Here is a 20624-nt window from a genome sequence, read left to right on the forward strand (position 1 = left end):
GCTTAAGGCCACTGGAATGTAAACGTCAGTCGAGCAGGGCAGAACCCGTCACCCCCCACACATAGGACGGCGTAGATGGTCCGACAAGGGATCACGTGTCAGGATCGGGAATAAACCCGTATCGAACCAATTCTTGTGGCAACAGGACATAGATCTCGTTGGGCGGCGTCACCAGCGCATGTTGCATCACCAGCGGATCGATCCCCATCGCATCGAGATACCGCATCACCTCTCCCTGACCGCGCTGGATATTCTCCACCGCGACAAACGCGGGCAACAGCGTGCTTTCACCGAAAAAATGCTGATGCACACCGACCGATGCGGTATCGGGAACACTGCGCGTCACGCCTGCCGCAAGAAGGTAGGGACAGGCAGAATAGCAGATGTCGCCATCGCGCATCTCGGTATCGACACTCCGTTGTCGCAGGGCACGGCCCAAAGTCAGCGCGTCGCGTACCGATCCACCCGGTGAATTGAGTAGTACGCGAGTGGGGGGCAGCCGCAATTCGTCGATCTGTTTGAGGATCCGCACCGCGTCGCCGTCCGCGATCGCGCCTTCGAGCAGGATCGTCTCCCCGCCGGCCACGGTGGTCAGGATCAGCCGTTCGGGCAGTGGATCGCTGGGCATCGGCTGACCACCCGGCGGGGCGCGGTCGGGGGAAAATCGCCGTGTCTGGTCGCCGGGACGCACCGGTTCCGTCAATTGTGGTGCTTTGGGGCCGAAGCCGGGCATCCGAACCCCGATTTGCAGATCGCCGAGAAACAGAAAGGCGGCCAGCGCCAGCTGAAACACCAGTATGCCCATCAGCATCCGCCCGACCGAAGAGCTTTTCTGCGGCGCGGGCTTGGTCATTCGGCGGCCGGGTTCGGTTTGGGCAGTGGGGTCAGCACCTGCGCAGTTTCTTTGACCGAGCCGTCCAGATCCCTAACGACTGCAAGTGCAGCGCGCAATTCGGCCAGCGTCATGCTGTCTTCGACAGCGGTGCCTTCGCGCCCCGACCGGATCGCGCCGTGAGTAATGGCGAGGATAAACACCAGCACTGCGGGAAGCAGATCGATAGCAATGGCACCCGCCCAGGACGGGATGAAATTACGCGCATAAAGAATGACGGCGTCGGCGGATGAAATCGGTGTATATGTTGTATCGGGGGGTGCGGGAAGCGCGAGAACGGCCTGCGCCGCGCGCTCCAGGGTGGTTGCACGTTGGGCCAGTACTTCGAGTACCGAGGAGATGGTCGCTGCCTGATCGCCGCGTGTCTCAGCGGAACGGCCGTCGAGTTCAGGCAGTACTACGGAGGCGGACAGATCCTGCGCCGCGCGCTCTACCAATGACGCGACAGAGAGCTGTCGCAGCTGCGTGATCAGCCCGGCGAGCCGAACCGCCTGTTCGGAAAACTCGACTGAGCGCGCCTCGACCGGGCCAGGCTCGACCGTCAGGGCGCGCATCCGGCTTAGTATGGCGTTGCCTTCGGAGAAGGCCGACTGAACCAATGGCGTCTGCGAGGCGATTTGCGCCTCCAGACCGGCCAGCTCTGAGGATTTCTGCCGCAGCACGCGGAACACCGCACCGCGCCCGGCAAGGCCCGACAGATTGCCGGTCGCTTCCTGCTCGCTGAGATCCTCGAAAGATTGCCGCACGCGCGCCACGTCCCGCTCCAGCCCCTGTGCGGACAGCGCGATCTCGTGGGCGCGCTCCAGTGAGGATTGATAGTCCTGTACAGTCTCGGCCAGATGCTGTTCGACCGCCGCGGATCCGGCAAGTGCTGCGGCGTTCAGCCAACTCGACATCGCGATGATCGCAATTGATCCAAGGCCCATCGCTCCCATCAGCCCGACGCGCGCACGACGCTCGCGCACGGCCGGGAACAGGCGCAGCATGTAGGACCAGAACACGAATATGCCAACCGAAACAGCCACTGAATAGGCAATGGCAGCAAAAGCGGACATCGCGCCGTTGTCGTCAAGCAGCGAGGACACACCAAGATAGGTATAAATGCCGGATGCAGTAGCCAATACGCCCAGAGCCGTGCCCGAGAATGTATCGAGCCATGTCAGGTGGCCTTCAAGCTCGCGCGCATAGCGCACACCACGGGCGTGCGTGGCGGAATCCTCGGAATTGCTCATCGTGGGTCCTTTTGCTTGTCTTTGCTCAAGATAGGGTGGCGCAGGCAAATCGCCAAGACACGGCACAGGGGCTTGCGCGTGTTCATGAAATGTTCATATTGACGCCATGAACGACGCGATAGTCCAAACCTACCAACCCGGCCAGCTTCTGCAGCGTGGCGTGTCCCGCCATCTGGCCTCGCATGGCTTTGCCTGCGTAGAAGAGCTTGTGCCCGCGCGCGGATTGCGGGTGGATGTCATGGCGCTGGGCCCGAAGGGTGAGGTCTGGGTCGTGGAGTGCAAATCAAGCCGTGCGGATTTCACCTCCGACAGCAAATGGCAGAACTACCTCGAATGGGCGGACCGTTTCTTTTTCGCAGTGGACGAAGAGTTCCCGACGGAACTGTTGCCCGATGACCAGGGGTTGATCATCGCAGACGGCTACCAGGCAGAGATCTTGCGCATGGGACCGCAAGCCAAGCTGGCACCCGCTCGGCGCAAGGTCGTCGTCCAGAAGTTTGCCGCTACCGCAGCGCGCAGACTGCAGCTGATGCGCGACCCGGACATGCACCCGGAGTGGGATTAGCGCCTTTTCTTGCCGCCCATCTGGGCCGCGCGGGACGCTGCGGCCATGATCTCTTCGGCGATTTCGGTCGCCTCTTCGGGCGTAAAATCCATCGGGATCTCAATGCCGGCGCCTTCGATGAAGAGACGTACCATGCCCAATTCGGTAGGGCCGATCTGAAGGTTTGCTTCGATGTCGCGTTCGTCGTTGATGCTCATGGCGGGGTCCTTACGGTCTTACGGTAGGTATCGCTACCGCCGCGCCGGTTGAAAGGCAAGACGATCCAGCGGTAGGGTTCGCCATGACGGAGATCGAACTGCATCCCTTTGAGGCGAACGACCGCGATTGGCTGGTGGCCAATCATTCGGATCATTATGCCCGCGAGGAAGACTTCGATGCGAGCTTTGGTGCGCTGGTGGCGCAAATCGTCGATGCCTATCTTGCCGACCATGATCCGTCCGATGAAGCAGGGTGGATCGTATGGCAGGGGGCAGGCGGCTGGGCTCGATATTTTGCGTCCGGCTGGACGAGACGCGGGCGAAACTGCGGCTGTTTCTTTTGGTGCCCGAGGCGCGCGGCACCGGCCTTGGCCGGAGATTGCTCGACACCTGCACGGAGTTCGCGCGCGGGCGCGGGTATCAGGGTATGCAGCTGTGGACCTACAAAAGTCACGCGGCCGCCTGCGCGCTCTACCGTCGCAACGGCTGGCGTCTGTTGTCCGAAAACCCGGTCTTGGCCTTTGGCAGGCCCAACGTCGAACAGACATACACCATTTCATTCTGAACGATTTTCGTCAGGTCAAAAGGGTTGCAATCCCCAGACTGGGCGGCTAAATCCTCCGTGTGTGCCGCCTTAGCTCAGTTGGTTAGAGCACTGGTTTGTGGAACCAGGGGTCCCCCGTTCAAGCCGGGGAGGCGGTACCATCAAAACCCCCGTCGCCGGAAACCCGTTTCTATTTGTCTGCCGTGACGTCGACGGTTTGACGCAAAGCGCCTGTAAGCCGGTCGAAAATCAGGATCTGGTCCCTGTCTGTCACCACCGCATACCAGGTGCCCCCTTGGGTGAACGCCTGCGCGCGCGCGCCGTCCGGTAGCGCGATCTCTGACGGCAATACCGGCGTGTCGCGGTTCAGGCGGGTGACAAGCAGACCGATAACGAGTACGACGCCGCAAATCATAACTGCTGTCAGCACCGTCACCAGCCGCCGCAAGAAGCGTAAGCTGCCCGGTTCAGGAAGATCGTCCATGTCGCACCGCCGTATCACATTCATTCTGGCGGACATGCCGCCGCCGCGCCTTGATAAGGCGCTTGCCCGCGATGTGCCAGAGGAGGCGTCCTTGTCGCGCACACGGCTTGGCAAGCTGATCGAGCGCGGGGCGGTCATGGTAAACGAAGAGATCACCCGCGACCCCCGCGCCGTCGTGGCCGCCGGGGCCAAGATCGACATCGACGTGGAGGATGCGGAACAAAGCCATATCCTGCCGGAAGATATCGCACTGGAGGTTGTGTACGAGGATGCGGATCTGATCGTGATCGACAAGCCTGCGGGCATGGTGGTGCATCCCGCACCCGGATCGCCATCGGGCACGCTGGTCAATGCCCTGCTGGCGCATTGTGGTGATGACTTGTCCGGTGTGGGGGGGATGAAGCGCCCCGGCATTGTCCACCGGATCGACAAGGAGACATCCGGCCTGCTGGTCGTTGCCAAATCCGACGCGGCGCATCACGGCCTTGCAAAGCAATTCGAGGCGCACACCGTGGAGCGCTATTACCAGGCACTGGTCTACGGCGTACCGGATGCCAATGATCCTCGCTTGCGCGGTGTGCGGGGCACCAGTTTCGAGCCCGGCAATATTCTCAAGCTGACGACACAGCTCGCCCGCCACAAGACCGACCGGCAGCGGCAGGCTGTTCTGTTTCAGGGCGGTCGTCATGCAGTGACGCGGGCACGCACCATCGCCCGCTACGGCACGCCGCCGGTGCTGGCTTTGATGGAATGCTGGCTGGAAACGGGGCGGACCCACCAGATCCGGGTGCATATGGCCCACGCCGGGCACGGCCTCGTCGGTGATCCGACATATGGCGGTACGCGCAAACTGGCCAAGGTGGCGCTGCCGGAAGCGGTCGCCGACGCGGTAAAGGCATTCCTGCGCCAGGCACTGCATGCGGCGGTTCTGGGTTTCGTGCATCCCGTTACCGCCGAGGCCATGCGCTTCGAATCGCCGCTTCCTTCCGATATGGCGGATCTGCTAGCGGCCCTGTCTTCGGTTCAGGGCTAGTGTTTCGATGTTCGGTTGCACTGTCACATCGCGCACGAAATGGTGTGTTGCGCGATGGATCGTTTTACGGGGCGTGGCGTTGTACCAATGAAAACAGAACAGTTCGGGTGCTTCTTGTAACTGTGATGCGACGAACCCATATCATATGTTAAGCTCAGTAACATGCGCACCTAGATCAGGGAAAGGGACTTGAACATGGCGAACTATGCAAATCTGCCAGCCCCGACGCCGGAAGGCGGTCTGAACCGGTATATGCAGGAGATCCGCAAATTTCCCCTGCTGGAACCCGAAGAGGAATATATGCTGGCGAAGCGGTGGGTCGAAGAACAGGACACCGAGGCTGCCCACAAGATGGTGACGTCGCACCTGCGTCTCGCCGCAAAGATCGCAATGGGCTACCGCGGCTACGGCCTGCCGCAGGCCGAAGTGATTTCTGAGGCGAATGTCGGCCTCATGCAGGCGGTCAAGCGGTTCGATCCCGAAAAGGGGTTTCGGCTTGCGACCTATGCCATGTGGTGGATCCGCGCCTCTATTCAGGAGTACATCCTACGCTCGTGGTCCTTGGTCAAGCTTGGCACAACATCGGGTCAGAAAAAGCTGTTTTTCAATCTTCGCAAGGCCAAGAACAAGATCGGCGCCTTGGAAGAAGGCGATTTGCGACCGGAGAACGTAGCGACGATCGCCACCCAGCTGGGCGTGACCGAAGCGGAAGTGATATCGATGAACCGACGGATGTCGGGCGGGGATGCGTCGCTGAACGCTACCGTCGGATCCGAAGGCGAAGGCACCATGCAATGGCAGGACTGGCTTGAAGACGAAGATGCTGATCAGGCCGGTGATTATGCGGAGCGTGACGAGCTTGAAACGCGCCGTGAGATGCTCGCCGAGGCATTGGGTGTGCTGAACGACCGGGAGAAAGACATTCTGACCCAGAGACGGCTCAGCGACGAGACCATTACGCTTGAGGATCTTTCGTCACAATACGGCGTGAGCAGGGAGCGGATTCGTCAGATCGAAGTGCGCGCGTTCGAAAAACTACAGGACGAAATGCGGTCGCTTGCCAAGGCGAAGGGTATGGCGACGTCCGAGGATGCTTGATTGAGAGTGTTGTGGAAAGTGCGGACCTCACACTTGGGAAGCCGCTTTTTTGCAGTCTTCGACGAGGCGGACACGCCACACGGGAACCTTTGGGCCTGGTAATGAATTGCACCCAGACGGTATCACTAGCGGAGGCAGGTCGACATGGCCGGTGGATGGGCAAGGGACGGCGCGGTATCTGAGCAGATTGAAGCGTCGATAAACGATGAATTGGCACGCCTCAAATCGCGGCGTGCCCCCACGGGCGAGAGCCTGACGCATTGCGCAGAGTGTGAGGAGCCGATCCCCGAAGCACGTCGACGTGCCTTGCCGGGCGTAAAGCTGTGTATCGACTGCGTTCGGGAACGCGACCAGAAGCAAGCTTTCCGCGGGGGTATCAACAGACGCGGCTCTAAGGACAGTCAGTTGAAGTAATGGGCCCGTCCCGCGCGACCGGTCGCGCAGCGGATAGGACAGGTCAGATGATACCGTGTCATGCATCATGGTATGGCTATCTGCGAAGGATCTTTAAGGCAGGTCTCTTTCGGACCATCCTGCAGTAGCGTCCTGTTCGCAGAGACGCGAATGCAGTCAACCGTGGTCCAAGTGATCATACATTTCCGGATGACAATCCAGGGTCTCACGCACAGTCTGCGCCGTAGCTCTGCACAAACTGACAAACGCAACCGTCCATAGATGAAGCTGGTGCCGTAATGAGTAATGCGAGGGCAGACTGATACGCATATCCCGCCGTTACTGTCCATAACACCGATGCCCCCGTCATATTGTGCGAAAGCTTGCTACCACCGCAATCTTGTCCCGCAGAGCGAAACCACTATCGAAGCGCGGTTCAGAGGGGAGAGGCCGGGAATCGGGGCGAAAGGCAAGATCCGTCGCGGACCAGCTTTGCAAAGCGGACCGGTCCGGCCGCCTCGATGAACTTTAAGACTTCGCCGAAAATGAGATCTCCCCTAAGGCCAATTGCGCGCGCTTTCTCCTGCGTAACGTATTTCGTCTAGGTCGCCAATCGTACCTCGGGGCGAGCGGGATGAAACAGCCGACATGGGTACAGAGACTAGCTGCTGACGATCCATGCGCCGTCGTACTGGATCACGTCGCTCGCCTGGACCGGCAACAGGACCGCGGCTGCTGCGTATCGGCGCGCTTGTCCTGCTGCCCCGCAATTTCCAGATCAAGTGCCTGCGGCTTCTGGCGGGTAGGCAGCAGGTCGAACTGATGTTTCGCTGTGAAATATACATCGGGCAACTGCATGGGGCGAACTGCTGACCCTAAATTAAGTGCCGACCAGCCGCAATTTGGTCGCAGATGAACTTGCCCCAATTGCCGTGCACTTCCATGACAGAACAGCCGATCAGCATCATTGTGAGGTCATCGCCGGTCCGATGCCTGCAAGCTGCTGGGCGACGATCCGATTATCGTGCCTGCGCTTAAAGATCCGGTGTGAAGAAGCTTCGATGCCCTATGCGCGCGGCTTGGTGTACGGTCTGTGCTGACTGCGGAAGCCGACGATATGGTTATGATCCGTCTGCTCGCGCGAAGATATTCGGCTGGCGGCCATGCCGTCTCCACCTAACCTAAATTTCCCATCCGCTTGTGCTCGAGCTTTTCGCGCCGCGACAGCGATAGCGGCCACAAACGCGTTTGACGCCGGACCATCTGCGGCCCGGCGTGGATTTAGGGCATGGCACGAAAGCTACCGCGTCAGTCCTCCATCGCTTCCAGTTCGTCGATGAAACCGGAGATCATCGCGAGGCCCTTGTCCCAGAATGCCGGATCAGACGCATCGAGACCAAAGGGAGCCAGCAGTTCCTTGTGGTGTTTCGATCCGCCTGCCTTGAGCATGTCGAAGTATTTGTCCTCGAACCCTGGCTTGCCTTCTTCATAGACGGCGTAAAGCGCGTTCACGAGACCATCGCCGAAGGCATAGGCGTAGACGTAGAACGGGGAGTGGACGAAGTGGGGGATGTACGCCCAAAACGTCTCGTACCCTTCCATAAATTCGAATTCCGGCCCAAGGCTTTCGGCCTGCACGGACATCCACAGCGCGTTGATGTCATCCGGCGTCAATTCCCCGCTGCGGCGCGCGGCATGCAGCTTGCATTCGAAATCGTAAAAGGCGATCTGCCGGACAACGGTATTGATCATGTCCTCAACCTTGCCCGCCAGCAACACCTTGCGTTCATTTTGCGTCCTTGCGCCCTCAAGCATCTTGCGAAAGGTCAGCATCTCACCGAACACACTTGCGGTTTCGGCCAGCGTCAGCGGGGTGGAAGACAGCATTTCGCCTTGATTTGCCGCCAGCACCTGATGGACGCCGTGCCCCAATTCATGCGCTAGGGTCATGACGTCACGGGGTTTTCCAAGATAGTTGAGCATCACATACGGATGCACATTGGTGACCGTGGGATGAGCGAAAGCGCCGGGCGCCTTGCCGGGCTTTACACCTGCGTCGATCCAGCCGTCGCGAAAGAACGGCGTGGCCAATTCACCCATGCGCGGATCAAACGCGGTATACGCTTCCATCACGGTCTTTTCGGCGGTTGGCCAGTCGACGGTTTTGGGGTCTTCCATGGGCAGTGGCGCGTTGCGGTCCCAAACCTGCATCTTGTCGACACCCAGCCACTTGCGCTTGAGCGCGTAGTAGCGGTGCGACAGCTTGGGATAAGCTCTGACGACCGCATTACGCAGCGCCTCGACCACTTCGGGTTCGACGTCGTTGGACAGGTGCCGACCGGTCTGGGCCGTCTCCATGCCGCGCCACCGGTCCAGAACTTCTTTCTCTTTGGTCTGTGTATTGTGGACCCGTGCGAACGTCTTGACGTTGTTTTGGAAAACCGTCGCAAGCTCGCGTGCCCCGGCTTCGCGTTTGGCGCGGTCGGGGTCCGTCAACAGGTTCAACGTCCCCTCGATGCCGAGCACCTCGCCGTCCACATTGAATTCCAGACCGGCAATAGTTTCGTCGAACAGCCGCTCCCACGCATCCCCGACCACGCCCAGATCGTGAAGAAATTTCTCCATCTCGTCGCTAAGTTGATACGGCTTCATCGCGCGGATGCGGTCGAACACAGGTTTATACCGTGCAAGATCGGCATTTCGGGATAGCAACTTGTCAAGATGATCATCCGCAAGGCGATTCAGTTCCAGCGTGAAAAATACCAGCGGCGTCGTGAAATTCGTAATCTTTTCCTGCATGTCCGACATGAACTTCGTGCGGCCGGCATCGGTGGTCAGTTGGTAATAGCGCAGGCCGGCGAACGACATGATCCGTCCGGCGACCTGGTTGATTTTTTCGTTGCGCAACACGCAATTCAAAAACTCCGCGGCATTCAGATCCGCCAGTTTGCCCTCGTAATCGGCGGCGAAACTGGCACAGGCCTCTTCAAGCCAATCAAGATCGCGCTTCAGCTCGGCGGCGTTTTCGCCCGTATAAAGATCGTCGAGATTCCATTCCGGTAGATCGCCGAAGGGCGTGTCCACGCCACTGGCATTGGCATCGCGGACGGCGAAGGGAAGCTTGATCATGGTCTATCCTTTGGGGTCTTTTCAAGTGTTCCGGTATAGGTAAGCGCGTGTGCCACGCGCGGCAAGGTGCGATACCTGCTATCCGTAAATCCGCAGCATCTCGTTGAGATCCTCAAGCGTGTTGGCTTCTTCAAGGGGTTTGTCGTGCCGCCAACGGAGCATGCGCGGGAATCGCAGCGCGACGCCCGATTTATGACGCGGGCTGGCTTGTATTCCCTCAAAGGCGATTTCGAAGACGTGATGCGGTTTGACTTGGCGTACCGGCCCGAAACGCTGAAGTGTGTTCTTGCGGACCCACGCCGTAATCTTGCGGAACTCAGCGTCGGTCAGACCGGAATAGGCTTTTGTGAAAGGAACCAGATCAGGGCCGTCACGCACCGCAAAGGTGAAATCGGTAAACAGGTTCGCCCGTCGTCCCGACCCCGACTGCGCATAGATCATGACAGCGTCGATGGTCAGTGGCGCCAGCTTCCATTTCCACCAGTCACCCTTCTTGCGCCCCGCCAGATACGGGCTGTCCGCACGTTTGAGCATCAAACCTTCCGCTTGCGCGTCGCGTGCGCCGTCGCGAAAGCTATGCAAATCATCCCATCCGTTAAAGTCCAGCTGCGGAGAAAGCCGTATCGGCGCATCCGGTGGCAAATCTGCACAGGCTTTTTCCAGCAAAGCGCGTCGTTCCTTGAACGGCGCTTGCCGGATGTCTTCGCCTTCCCACTCCAACAGATCATAGGCGTGCAGAAGCACCGGCGCGTCCTTCAACAGCTTTTTCGGTACAGTCTTGCGCCCGATGCGCGCCTGTAGCTTGTTGAAACTGTCCGGCGCATCGGCACCATCTTGCCAGACCAGCAATTCGCCGTCGAGCACGGTGCCGTTAGGCAGGAAATCAACCGCGCGGGCAAGCTCGGGAAACCGGTCCGTCATCAATTCTTCGCCACGCGACCAGACAAAATGCGCGCCGTCCCGCACGATCAACTGGCCGCGGATTCCGTCCCATTTCCACTCCGCGCGCCAGTCCGCCGGTGCCTTCAGATGCTCGGGGCCGTTCTCCAGGGCGTAGGCCAGGTAGAATGGATAAGGCCGCGAGGCGTCCGCGCTTGCATCCTCTGCCTCGATCAAGGCGTGCCAAGTTGTATCGTCGGGGTGCCAGTTGCCCATCAGACGGTGCGCCATCTCCGCTTCGTCCCGGTCTGTGGCGCGGGCAAGGGCACGGGTCATCAGTTTCTGGCTTACACCGACACGCATACCGCCAGTGATCAGCTTGTTGAAAATGAACCGCTCGGTCCCGCCAAGCCGCGCCCATGCATCCAGTACAAACGCTTTCTTGGCTTCGTCATCCGCCTTATAAACCTCTCGCAAGTTATTGATCCATTGCGAGATTGATCGGTTATCGCGCGTCTCGTTCGGCGGCAGGACCAGCGCGATCGTCTCGGCAAGATCGCCGACGATGGGATAGCATTCCTCGAACAGCCACAGCGGGATACCCGCAACCTCGGCACCCCATTCCCGCAGACGCGTCGTCGTCACGGCGCGCTTGGGCCTGCGGCCGGAGAATAATGCGATGGTCCACAACTTGTCGATATCGTCGGCCGCGTTGAAGTACGCGGTCAGGGCGTTCACCTTGACCGTAGTCTTGGTGCTTTGATCGATGGTGCTGAACAGGCTGGCGAATTGTTTCATGCGGCGTTGTCCCGCTCGTCGGACGCCTCCAGGCTTTCACCTTCGAACTGCGTCGGGACCACCTGTGCATTCCATCCGTTTTCGTTGAGGTATCGCGAGAAGATTTCCGTATAACCGTGCGTGACGTATATATTTTCTGCCTTTGTTTCTCTGATGGCCCACAGCAGACCGGCCCAGTCCGCATGATCCGAGATTATGAATCCACGGTCTCCGGCACGGCGCCTGCGGACACCGCGCATGGCCATCCAACCCGACGCGAACCCGCTTTCCTGTCGTCCGAACTTTTTGGACCATGCGGAGCCGAGCGCGGATGGCGGTGCCACGACGATCGCGCCGGGATGTGTCTTTGCTGTTGCGTCCTTGTCCGCAAGGATGGTGTCGGGCAAGGCAAAGCCCTGATCGCGCAATACCGCATTGGTATTTTCAATGGCCGTATGGCACAGGATGGGACCGATTTCCGGCGCAAGCATCGATAAAAGGCGCTGCGCCTTGCCTAGAGAGTAGGCGCCGAGGATCGCTGTTTTGCCGTCGGAGGCGCAGGTCCGCCACCAGTCGTTGATCTGCCTCGCGACCGTCTCTTGCGGCTCCCACCGAAAAACCGGAAGGCCGAATGTGCTTTCAGTAATGAAGTGATGACAGGGTAGGGGCTCGAACGGGGCGGACAGTCCGTCATCAATGACCTTGTAATCCCCCGAGGCGACCCAGATTTGGCCAGCGACTTCGACCCTGATCTGCGCCGAACCGGGCACATGCCCCGCCGGATGAAATGACACGACCGCACCGCCAATGGTAAGCCGCTCGCCGTATGCGATGCCCTCCGCGTTGATCTCGCCCAATCTGTGGCGCATCACGGGCAGCGCATCGTGCGTGGCAAGGTATCGCCCCATACCTCCGCGCGCGTGGTCGGCGTGACCATGCGTGATCAACGCGCGGTCGACGCGTTGCCACGGATCAATGTAGAAATCTCCGGCGGCGCAATAGATGCCTTTCGGCGTGAATGTCAGAACAGGTTCATGGCGCATTATGCTGATTTAGGGGCGCGCCGGCTGTTTGCCAGCGATGGGCGGCATTATGGCGGTCAAACTGTGGTCGTGTTGAGAAACAAGGCGACCATCTCGTCAAAGATCGGATCACGAATGGCAGGCAAGTCCATCAGAACCTCGTGCTCGCCACCGTCGATCACCCTGATCTGCCCACCTTTCCAGTTTTCCATCCGGTTGTGGATGCGCGGCACATCGACGATACGCTCGTTGCTGCCGACAAACGTGATACTGGGCAGACTGGGCGCCGCGCGGCTTGCCAGATGCTTTGTTTCGGCCAAGGCCTCGCGCAGCCAGACATAGCTGGGACCACCGAGTTGTAGGTCGGGATGGGCGATGATCTGATCGCGCATCATATCATACATTTCGGGATCGGTCGTAAGCAGGTTGTTGTCGAAGGGTTCCGTCAGGACATAGGGTTCGCGCTTGGTGCCGAAGGGTAGCAGATGCCCCTTGTGAATCCTTGGCATCAGGGTGCTGAGAATTTGCGCAGGTACGCGCATGTGGGGACTCATGTAGATGCCCCACATCGGCCCTGTAAACGCTGCCGCCTGCACGGCGAGACCTTCCATGACTGCCCGCAGGCCGATACATCCGCCCATCGAATGCGCAACAAGGAAGAAGGGCCGCGGGAGGTTCAGTTGCCGCGCCGCGCGCATCATGGATGCCACGTCCTTTTGATAATCGGAGAAAGCGTCGACATGACCGGTCAGCGGGTCATCGAACAGACGGTCAGACAGGCCCTGGCCACGCCAGTCGATCGCAAGAGTGCCGAACCCGCGTGCGGCGAATTCCGACGCTGCGAGCCCGTATTTCTCGATGTATTCGGTCCGACCGGGAAAAAGCAGAACAGTGCCCCGCGCGTCCGGCACCCTCCATAGCCCGAGCCGCAACCGTCTTGCGTCCGATGTGTCGGTCCAAAAAGCCTCCCCATTCGGCGGTCCGGGATGTACGTCGCTATATAAAGGAGCTGGCGCGAGGGTCATTTCGGTCCGGTATCAGGCAAGCGCCGCGGCAAGCTTCATCGCGAGGCCCATATCGCCGTCTACCTTGAGTTGGCCGGACATGAACGCGGCCGTCGCGTTGGTGCTGCCATCCATGATGCCCTGAAATGTTTCCGCGTCGGCAGAAAGGGTTACATCGGCTTCTTCATTTGCGGCACGCGCGCCTGCATCGTCAATCATCACGGCACCTTCGCCTTCAATGTCAAACTTTGCAGTGCCGCCAATGCTTTCGCCAGCCATCTTTTCGTTCAGCACGACGACAGCTTCGTCTACAATATCGCTCATCTTCAGCCCTTTTTTTGGCAAATGGTGACAGACCTCTCTGGAAATCGGGCGTCCACCTGTTACATTCAGTCTTGTTATGCGTATAGACCCCGTCAACCTCAAACATACCGTCGCGGCACTTGGTGCGGCTTTGTTGCTCTGCGGTCCCGCAGGCGCGCAGGAAGGCACGTCAGACCTGTTGGAAAACCTGCGGACAGCGTCGCCTGAACAGTCCCGGGCGGCTGAACGGGATCTGGAGCGCGCTTGGTCGAAATCGGGCTCTGCCGCGATGGATCTGTTGTTGCGTCGGGGACGGGCCGCGATGGCGAAGGGCGATTTTGATCTGGCAATCGACCACTTCACAGCGTTGACCGATCACGCACCCGGCTTTGCCGAAGGCTTTCACGCCCGCGCCACCGCATATTTCCGCGCCGAGTTGTACGGTCCCGCGGTAGATGATCTTGAAACCGCGCTGTCGCTCAATCCCGATAATTTCAACGCGATTTTCGGTCTTGGCACTCTGTTCGAAGAGTTCGGCAGAACACGACGTGCGGCGGACTTGTACCGTCGCGTTCTGGCGTTGCACCCGCACCACGAAAATGCAACCAAGGCGCTCGAAAGCCTCAGGCGCGACGGGATCGGGCGGACGCTCTGATCCGGGAAGGATGTTGCGGTGCAGACGCAAGGAAGGGTTGTGGCCGTTTTGGGCCCGACCAACACAGGCAAAACAACCTATGCGATAGAGCGGATGCTGGGGCACCGGACCGGTGTGATCGGTCTGCCGCTGCGACTGCTTGCGCGCGAGGTTTATGACCGGATCGTCGCGGCGCGGGGGCCATCGGTTGTGGCTTTGGTCACCGGAGAAGAACGGATCGTCCCGCCGCGCACACAGTATTGGGTCTGTACGGTGGAGGCGATGCCCGAAGGCATGGGCGCTGATTTCGCCGCGGTCGACGAGATACAGCTGTGCGCAGATCCCGAGCGCGGTCATGTGTTCACGGATCGTTTGATGCGGATGCGGGGCCTGCACGAAACCTTGTTCATGGGGTCCGATACGATGCGTGGGACGATTGCCGCGCTGGTGCCCGAAGCGCAATTCGTTCGTCGCGAGCGGATGTCGGAATTGATCTACTCAGGTCAGAAAAAGATAAGTCGCATGCGCCCGCGCAGCGCAATCGTTGGTTTTTCGGTTGAAAATGTATATGCCATTGCAGAGCTGATCCGTCGTCAGAAGGGCGGTGCAGCGGTTGTGATGGGGGCATTGAGCCCGCGTACGCGCAACGCGCAGGTCGATATGTACCAGAACGGCGAGGTCGATTTTCTGGTGGCGACAGACGCCATCGGGATGGGTCTCAATCTGGATGTTGATCATGTCGCCTTCTCGGCTCTGTCGAAATTTGACGGGCGTCGCATGCGCCCGCTCGCGCCCAACGAACTCGCACAGATTGCCGGACGGGCCGGACGCGGTTTCAAAAGCGGTACTTTCGGCGTGACGGGCGATGCGCGACCGCTGGACGACGGGGTGGCACGCGCCATCATGGACCACAGTTTTACGCCACAGAACAAGATCAACTGGCGCAACCCTGCGTTGCAGTTCGGGTCAATCGACCGATTGATCATGACGCTCGAACAATCCCCCGATCACGAGCGTCTGGTCAAAGCGCGCGAGGCGGACGATCTGCGTGCGCTCAAGGCACTATCGGATGACGCCGAGATTGCGGCGCGTTGTACGGATGGGCCTTCGGTGCGTCTATTGTGGGATGTATGCCGGATTCCCGATTTTCGCGGCATCAGCCATGCCGAGCACGCGGGCCTTCTGGAAACGATATTCAATTATCTCCATCAACGTGGTAGTATTCCCGATGATTGGCTTGCGCGACAAATTAAGCGCATCGATCGAACCGATGGCGACATTGATGCGTTGTCAAAGCGATTGGCGTTTATCCGCACGTGGACCTATGTCACCCAGCGCAAAGGCTGGACAAGTGATGAAAGCCATTGGCGCGGACAGGCCCGTATCGTAGAAGACAGATTGTCGGACGCCTTGCACGAACGTCTGACCCAGAGATTTGTAGATCGGCGCACATCCGTGCTTTTGCGCCGGCTGGGACAAAAGGAAGCCATGGTGGCCGAAGTAAACGAGACCGGTGAAGTAACCGTTGAAGGCGAATTTGTAGGCAAGTTGGACGGTTTCCGTTTCCGCGCTGACAAAGGGGCCGGGTCGGCGGAGAGTAAAACGATCAAGACAGCTGCGTTGCAGGCACTTGCCCCGCAGTTCCATCTGCGCGCGGATCGGTTCTATAACGCACCGGATACCGAGATCGACTTTACCGAGCAGGGCGGCCTGATGTGGGCCAAGTCCGCCGTGGGCAAGCTGGTCGCGGGATCGGACGGTCTCAAGCCAACCGTTGAGGTTTTCGTTGATGACGTGGCCGGGCCAGAAGTAGCGCAGAAGGTGCAACGTCGCTTGCAACATTTTGTCGAGCGCAAGATTGCGGCCCTTTTTGAGCCGTTGATCGCTTTGCAGAAGGACGAGACCTTGAGCGGCCTCGCACGGGGGTTTGCGTTCCGTCTGGTCGAAAACTTCGGGATTATCGCCCGTGCGGACGTGGCCGAAGACGTCAAGGCACTTGATCAGGAAGCGCGCGGCGCGTTGCGCAAGCACGGCATTCGTTTCGGACAATACACGATTTTCATGCCTGCTTTGCTAAAACCCGCTCCGACCCGGCTGCGGCTTGTCTTGTGGTCGTTGCAGCAGAACCTTGGTGAGTTCCCTGAATCCCCACCACCCGGTTTGGTCACCATACCCTCTGATGCGGGCGCACCTGCGGGGGCCGATACGATGTCGGGCTATCGCAAATCTGGGACGCGGGCGATCCGGATCGATATGCTGGAGCGGTTGGCCGACATGCTGCGTGCCGAAGATTCGCGCAGCGGGTTCGAAGCCAAAGCGGATATGCTCTCTATTTCGGGCACCACGCTTGAGCAATTCGCCGACCTGATGCAGGGGTTGGGTTATGCCGCCGAGAAGGGTGAGCGGGCCAAGGTAAAGACGGTAGCCGAAGTGATACCGGAAGCCGCGAAGGACGTGACCGACACGACGCCTGTGATGGACGTTGCGGATGCACCTGCGGCCGGTGGTATCATCGAAGATCCGAGCAGCGTACCGCCTGCTGATGTTCCCGAAAATACAGCCGCTATCTTGGATGACGGCGTAGCACCGATCGCAGAGGAGCCGACGGACGAAGCAAAGGTCGGTCCGGGTGTCGATGCAGTTTCGGAGACGGAAGTACCGCAAGGTACAGCGCCTGACGCGGACATCGCTGGCGCAGAAATGGAGACGTTCTATACGTTTACCTGGGCACGTCAGCCGCGCAGGCAATCGGGCAGCGAGCGGCCAAGGGGCAAGGGCAAGCCCGGCGCGCGCGGCAAGAAACCTGCAACGCGTGCGGGCGATAAGCCGAATAAATCGCAGAACTTCTCTTCTCGGCCAGCGAAGAAAGAGAAACAGATTGATCCCGATAATCCGTTTGCTGCGGCCCTGATGGGGCTCAAGTCAGACAAGTGACGGCTCAGACGAGTGACGGCCACACCTGATCAGAAACTGCGCCTCGATAAATGGTTATGGTTCGCCCGCTTCTTCAAGACGCGGTCTTTGGCGGCAACAGTCGTCGCGTCGGGGGCCGTTCGGATCAACGGGACACCTGCGGCAAAACGTAGCGCGACAGTGAAGGCTGGCGATACGCTGACCTTTCCGAAAGACGACCATGTCCGTGTCATCCGGATAGAGGCGTGTGGGGTCAGGCGCGGTCCGGCGCCCGAAGCGCAGGCACTCTATAGCGATCTTTCCCCGCCCGTACGTAAATCGAACGACCAAAGCACACATAATCCCGCTTTTGAAGGCAAGGGGCGACCTACGAAGCGTGATCGTCGGATGCTGGATCTTTCTAAGGCGCGCCACCTTGAATGATCCGGGCGGCTGAATTAGCAAGGTCGCAAATCGAGCTTATAGAGACATATCCATGACCTATATCGTGAATGACGCCTGCATCGCTTGCAAATACACCGACTGCGTCGAAGTCTGCCCGGTGGACTGTTTCTATGAAGGCGAGAACATGCTCGTCATTCATCCAGACGAATGCATTGACTGCGGCGTCTGCGAGCCCGAATGCCCGGCGGATGCGATCCGACCCGACACCGAACCGGACATGGAGAAATGGGTCGAGTTCAACCGCAAGTATTCCGAGCTTTGGCCGGTCATCATCACGAAGAAAGACCCGCTTCCTTCCGCCGATGAAATGGACGGGAAGGATGGCAAGATCGATCTGTTTTCCGAAGCCCCCGGCGAAGGCGGCTGATTCGCCAGCCATTGGCGCGATTATTCGGCGTCGAAACTTGCTAATGAGTTGTTATTGCTCTGACTTCTCCGTGATGACCCTAGGTCCACTTTCACGGAGAGGTTTTTTGTGGTATGCTGTCTGCAATGACATCAAATAATGACCATAAGCATCTTGCCGCACAGCCACGGCATATCTGAATAATCAATAATAGCGCACGTCTCTCGGACCATTGGTCTGACAACTTGCGTGTTTTTGCGTGCCTTCCTGAAATAGGTCGGACCGCTTAGGAGCCTGAAACGTATGACCAAATCCAAAAAGCTTGAATTCCGCCCGAATGAATTCGTTGTTTATCCCGCGCACGGCGTCGGGCAGATCGTCTCTGTCGAGGAGCAGGAGGTCGCGGGCATCAAGCTGGAACTGTTCGTTATCTCGTTCGAGAAGGACAAGATGACATTGCGGGTGCCTACACACAAGGCGACCGAAATCGGAATGCGCGCACTCAGCTCGCCCGATGTAATCACTCACGCCATGAAGACGCTCAAGGGCAAGGCCAAGGTCAAGCGGGCGATGTGGTCGCGCAGGGCACAGGAATATGAACAGAAGATCAATTCCGGGGATTTGATCGCGATTGCCGAAGTGGTGCGCGATCTGCACCGTACGGACGACCAGCGTGAACAATCCTACTCAGAGCGGCAGCTGTACGAGGCGGCACTGGAAAGGCTGACACGTGAAGTGGCCGCTGTTTCGGGTGGTGACGAGTTGGCCGCCGCCAAACAGGTCGGTGACGTTCTGGAAAGTCGCGTTGCAGCCTGACCGGTCCGAGGATATCTGATATTCTCCACATTCTCCGTGCGCAGCGATGCGCACGGTTTTTCGTTACAGAATAAGCGCCGTGCCGGTCAGCAGCACAGCTGTTTCGGTCAGTTGTTGCACTGCGCCCAAGACATCTCCGGTATGCCCTTTGATCTTCCGTCTTGCGATACCTGCGATGACGGCTGCGACCACGATCACAGACGCCAGTCCAAGGATGGCGAAGCCGCCTGTCGCCAGCACCCCGATGCCTGTGCCGACAGCAAGGGTCCCGAATGCCATCGACGCGCTTGGCCGGCCAACGCTGTGGGCAAGCCCGTCGCGGCGCGCGTACGGAAGGAACGACATCAGCGGTGCCATCATCGCGCGCGACAGGGCGGAGGCCACGATTATCACCGTGATTCCGTGCGGCAAAAGGACTGTCAATGCGCTCCACCGCAGTACTGTCACCATGACCAATGCGAGTGTTCCGTAGGTGCCGATTTGACTGTCGCGCATGATCTGCAGGCGGCGCTCCGGCGTGGTGGCCCCCCAGAACCCGTCGAAGAGATCTGCAAGACCGTCCTCGTGCATCGCCCCGGTCAACAACATCATGCACCCCAGCGAAATGGCAGCCGCCGCAGTTGCAGGCAAACCCATCAGCAACGCCGCTTGTCCGGCTAGCGCACTCGCCAAACCGACTACTGCACCGACGAGCGGATAGGCCCAGACTGCGCGCGTACTGTTGTCGAAGGCCGTGCGCGGCAAATGCGGCAGCGGCAACCGTGTCAGCAGGACTGCCGCCAGCCAAATATCAGTCTTGGCAGCTTGCAAAGCGTTGATTTTTCTCATGCGCGTGTCCGTTCCGTGCTTGTGAGCAGACGTGCATTGAGTAAACAGACTGCACCACTGTGGCAATGAGGTTTACGATATGGCCGATTTTATAAATCCCGACGGATTTCGGTCCTTGATCGCGGGGCAGCCGGTGCAGGACACACACGCCCGCGCCGCCGCCGCCGATCGAAACGCGCAGTTGACCAAACCTCCCGGAGCTTTAGGTGATCTCGAGACGCTGGCGCAGTGGTATGCCGGTTGGCGCGGGGATGCGCGTCCGCGGATTAAAGCGCCCCAGATCATTGTTTTCGCGGGCAATCACGGGGTCGCGGCGCGTGGTGTTTCCGCTTTTCCACCCGAGGTCACTGCGCAGATGGTTCTCAATTTCGAGCATGGCGGTGCTGCGATCAATCAGCTCGCCCGTGCGGCGGACGCGCGGCTTGATGTGCATGCGCTTGACCTTGACCGCCCCACACAGGATTTCACCCAAGTGCCCGCAATGACGGACGCGGAGCTGACGGCGGCATTGACGGCGGGGTGGGACGCGGTGCGTGTCGATTCCGACGTGCTGGTCGTGGGGGAAATGGGCATTGGCAATACGACATCGGCGGCGGCCATTGCCTGTGCCCTGTACGGGGGACCAGCGGCGGGATGGACGGGACGCGGCACGGGCGTCGACGATGCGGGCGTGGATCTGAAGACGCAAGTGGTCGCGGATGCGGTCGCGCTGCATGGGGGGCAGGGCGACGGGATCGAGACGTTGCGCCGATTGGGCGGACGCGAGATGGCTGCTATGGTGGGGGCAATCGCCCGCGCGCGCTTGAACAGGATTCCGGTCATTCTCGACGGTTTCATCTGTACCGCGGCGGCGGCCTGTCTCGAACAGGCAGTGACAGGCGCGCTGGATCACTGTATCGCCGGCCATCAGAGCGATGAAAGCGGGCACGCAGAGTTGCTGCACAAGCTTGGAAAAACGCCGATCCTGTCGCTTGGCCTGCGGCTGGGCGAGGCTTCGGGCGCCGCGCTTGCGATCTCGATCCTCAAGGCCGCAGTCGAATGCCACAGCGGTATGTCGACCTTTGCCGAAGCGGGTGTCAGCGGCGGCTAAG

At 59.6% G+C, this 20624-nt stretch carries 22 protein-coding genes and 1 tRNA gene; 12 read left to right on the forward strand and 11 right to left on the reverse strand.

Annotated elements, in window-relative coordinates; all coding sequences use genetic code 11:
* Positions 1-91 precede the first annotated feature (91 nt).
* Both Q1A06_RS00940 and Q1A06_RS00945 read right to left on the reverse strand, forming a co-directional pair.
* Positions 92-853 carry a hypothetical protein gene (locus tag Q1A06_RS00940; RefSeq protein WP_299557734.1) on the reverse strand — a complete coding sequence of 254 codons (762 nt, stop codon included), beginning with the start codon at positions 851-853 and terminating at the stop codon, positions 92-94.
* Complete coding sequence (locus tag Q1A06_RS00945) at positions 850-2124, reverse strand: hypothetical protein (RefSeq protein WP_299557736.1); 1275 nt, start codon at positions 2122-2124, stop codon at positions 850-852. The genes Q1A06_RS00940 and Q1A06_RS00945 overlap by 4 nt, the downstream gene beginning before the upstream one ends.
* A gap of 106 nt (positions 2125-2230) precedes the next feature.
* Between Q1A06_RS00945 and Q1A06_RS00950 the strand changes: the two genes are divergently transcribed.
* Complete coding sequence (locus Q1A06_RS00950) at positions 2231-2689, forward strand: MmcB family DNA repair protein (protein WP_299557738.1); 459 nt, start codon at positions 2231-2233, stop codon at positions 2687-2689.
* Here Q1A06_RS00950 and Q1A06_RS00955 read toward each other — a convergent pair.
* Together Q1A06_RS00955 and Q1A06_RS00960 are read right to left on the reverse strand one after the other, a co-directional pair.
* Complete coding sequence (locus Q1A06_RS00955; RefSeq protein WP_299557740.1) at positions 2686-2886, reverse strand: DUF6324 family protein; 201 nt, start codon at positions 2884-2886, stop codon at positions 2686-2688. The two genes, Q1A06_RS00950 and Q1A06_RS00955, sit on opposite strands and share 4 nt — an antisense overlap.
* Positions 2883-3119, reverse strand: coding sequence for a hypothetical protein (locus Q1A06_RS00960; RefSeq protein ID WP_299558878.1), 237 nt, complete (start codon positions 3117-3119; stop codon positions 2883-2885). The genes Q1A06_RS00955 and Q1A06_RS00960 overlap by 4 nt, the downstream gene beginning before the upstream one ends.
* 29 nt (positions 3120-3148) lie before the next feature.
* Here Q1A06_RS00960 and Q1A06_RS00965 point away from each other — a divergent pair, with 29 nt between their 5' ends.
* Both Q1A06_RS00965 and Q1A06_RS00970 read left to right on the forward strand, forming a co-directional pair.
* Complete coding sequence (locus Q1A06_RS00965; RefSeq protein WP_366523478.1) at positions 3149-3451, forward strand: GNAT family N-acetyltransferase; 303 nt, start codon at positions 3149-3151, stop codon at positions 3449-3451.
* Positions 3452-3514: 63 nt separating this feature from the next.
* Positions 3515-3591, forward strand: a tRNA-His gene (locus tag Q1A06_RS00970).
* 29 nt (positions 3592-3620) lie between these two features.
* Here Q1A06_RS00970 and Q1A06_RS00975 read toward each other — a convergent pair.
* Positions 3621-3914 (reverse strand): DUF6476 family protein, encoded by a 294-nt coding sequence (locus Q1A06_RS00975; RefSeq protein ID WP_299557742.1) that lies wholly within the window; start codon positions 3912-3914, stop codon positions 3621-3623.
* Between Q1A06_RS00975 and Q1A06_RS00980 the strand changes: the two genes are divergently transcribed.
* The 3 genes from Q1A06_RS00980 to Q1A06_RS00990 all read left to right on the forward strand — a co-directional run bounded on the left by Q1A06_RS00980 (position 3913) and on the right by Q1A06_RS00990 (position 6459).
* Entirely contained in the window at positions 3913-4947 is a 1035-nt protein-coding gene (locus tag Q1A06_RS00980; RefSeq protein ID WP_299557744.1) for an RluA family pseudouridine synthase, read from the forward strand. The genes Q1A06_RS00975 and Q1A06_RS00980 overlap by 2 nt on opposite strands.
* Before the next feature lie 195 nt (positions 4948-5142).
* Positions 5143-6045, forward strand: a complete 903-nt coding sequence (rpoH, locus tag Q1A06_RS00985; RefSeq protein ID WP_299557745.1) for an RNA polymerase sigma factor RpoH — start codon at positions 5143-5145, stop codon at positions 6043-6045.
* Between the two features lie 144 nt (positions 6046-6189).
* Positions 6190-6459 (forward strand): DksA/TraR family C4-type zinc finger protein, encoded by a 270-nt coding sequence (locus tag Q1A06_RS00990; protein ID WP_299557747.1) that lies wholly within the window; start codon positions 6190-6192, stop codon positions 6457-6459.
* A gap of 1287 nt (positions 6460-7746) precedes the next feature.
* Here the strand turns inward: Q1A06_RS00990 and Q1A06_RS00995 are convergent.
* The 5 genes from Q1A06_RS00995 to Q1A06_RS01015 all read right to left on the reverse strand — a co-directional run bounded on the left by Q1A06_RS00995 (position 7747) and on the right by Q1A06_RS01015 (position 13573).
* A complete protein-coding gene (locus Q1A06_RS00995; RefSeq protein WP_299557749.1) occupies positions 7747-9567 on the reverse strand; it encodes a M3 family oligoendopeptidase in 1821 nt (606 codons plus the stop codon).
* Between the two features lie 78 nt (positions 9568-9645).
* A complete protein-coding gene (locus Q1A06_RS01000; protein WP_299557751.1) occupies positions 9646-11244 on the reverse strand; it encodes an ATP-dependent DNA ligase in 1599 nt (532 codons plus the stop codon).
* Complete coding sequence (locus Q1A06_RS01005) at positions 11241-12266, reverse strand: ligase-associated DNA damage response exonuclease (protein WP_299557753.1); 1026 nt, start codon at positions 12264-12266, stop codon at positions 11241-11243. Before Q1A06_RS01005 ends, Q1A06_RS01000 begins: the two co-directional genes overlap by 4 nt.
* Before the next feature lie 56 nt (positions 12267-12322).
* Complete coding sequence (locus Q1A06_RS01010; protein ID WP_299557755.1) at positions 12323-13270, reverse strand: alpha/beta hydrolase; 948 nt, start codon at positions 13268-13270, stop codon at positions 12323-12325.
* A gap of 12 nt (positions 13271-13282) precedes the next feature.
* Positions 13283-13573, reverse strand: coding sequence for an SCP2 sterol-binding domain-containing protein (locus tag Q1A06_RS01015; protein WP_299557757.1), 291 nt, complete (start codon positions 13571-13573; stop codon positions 13283-13285).
* Between the two features lie 76 nt (positions 13574-13649).
* Between Q1A06_RS01015 and Q1A06_RS01020 the strand changes: the two genes are divergently transcribed.
* The 5 genes from Q1A06_RS01020 to Q1A06_RS01040 all read left to right on the forward strand — a co-directional run bounded on the left by Q1A06_RS01020 (position 13650) and on the right by Q1A06_RS01040 (position 18705).
* Positions 13650-14207 carry a tetratricopeptide repeat protein gene (locus tag Q1A06_RS01020; protein WP_299557759.1) on the forward strand — a complete coding sequence of 186 codons (558 nt, stop codon included), beginning with the start codon at positions 13650-13652 and terminating at the stop codon, positions 14205-14207.
* A 93-nt stretch (positions 14208-14300) separates the two neighbouring features.
* Complete coding sequence (locus Q1A06_RS01025) at positions 14301-17120, forward strand: helicase-related protein (protein ID WP_299558845.1); 2820 nt, start codon at positions 14301-14303, stop codon at positions 17118-17120.
* Positions 17121-17132: 12 nt separating this feature from the next.
* Positions 17133-17522 (forward strand): RNA-binding S4 domain-containing protein, encoded by a 390-nt coding sequence (locus Q1A06_RS01030; RefSeq protein WP_299557761.1) that lies wholly within the window; start codon positions 17133-17135, stop codon positions 17520-17522.
* 52 nt (positions 17523-17574) lie between these two features.
* On the forward strand, positions 17575-17910 hold the full coding sequence (fdxA, locus tag Q1A06_RS01035; RefSeq protein ID WP_299557763.1) for a ferredoxin FdxA: 336 nt from the start codon (positions 17575-17577) through the stop codon (positions 17908-17910).
* Positions 17911-18192: 282 nt separating this feature from the next.
* On the forward strand, positions 18193-18705 hold the full coding sequence (locus Q1A06_RS01040) for a CarD family transcriptional regulator (protein ID WP_299557765.1): 513 nt from the start codon (positions 18193-18195) through the stop codon (positions 18703-18705).
* A 63-nt stretch (positions 18706-18768) separates the two neighbouring features.
* Here the strand turns inward: Q1A06_RS01040 and cobS are convergent, their stop codons facing one another.
* Positions 18769-19533, reverse strand: a complete 765-nt coding sequence (gene cobS, locus Q1A06_RS01045) for an adenosylcobinamide-GDP ribazoletransferase (protein WP_299557767.1) — start codon at positions 19531-19533, stop codon at positions 18769-18771.
* Positions 19534-19612: 79 nt separating this feature from the next.
* On the opposite strand from cobS, the gene cobT reads away from it, so the two are divergent.
* Positions 19613-20623, forward strand: a complete 1011-nt coding sequence (gene cobT / locus Q1A06_RS01050; protein WP_299557769.1) for a nicotinate-nucleotide--dimethylbenzimidazole phosphoribosyltransferase — start codon at positions 19613-19615, stop codon at positions 20621-20623.
* Position 20624: the final 1 nt, after the last annotated feature.

This window comes from uncultured Sulfitobacter sp. (assembly GCF_947497275.1).
Lineage (GTDB): Bacteria > Pseudomonadota > Alphaproteobacteria > Rhodobacterales > Rhodobacteraceae > Sulfitobacter.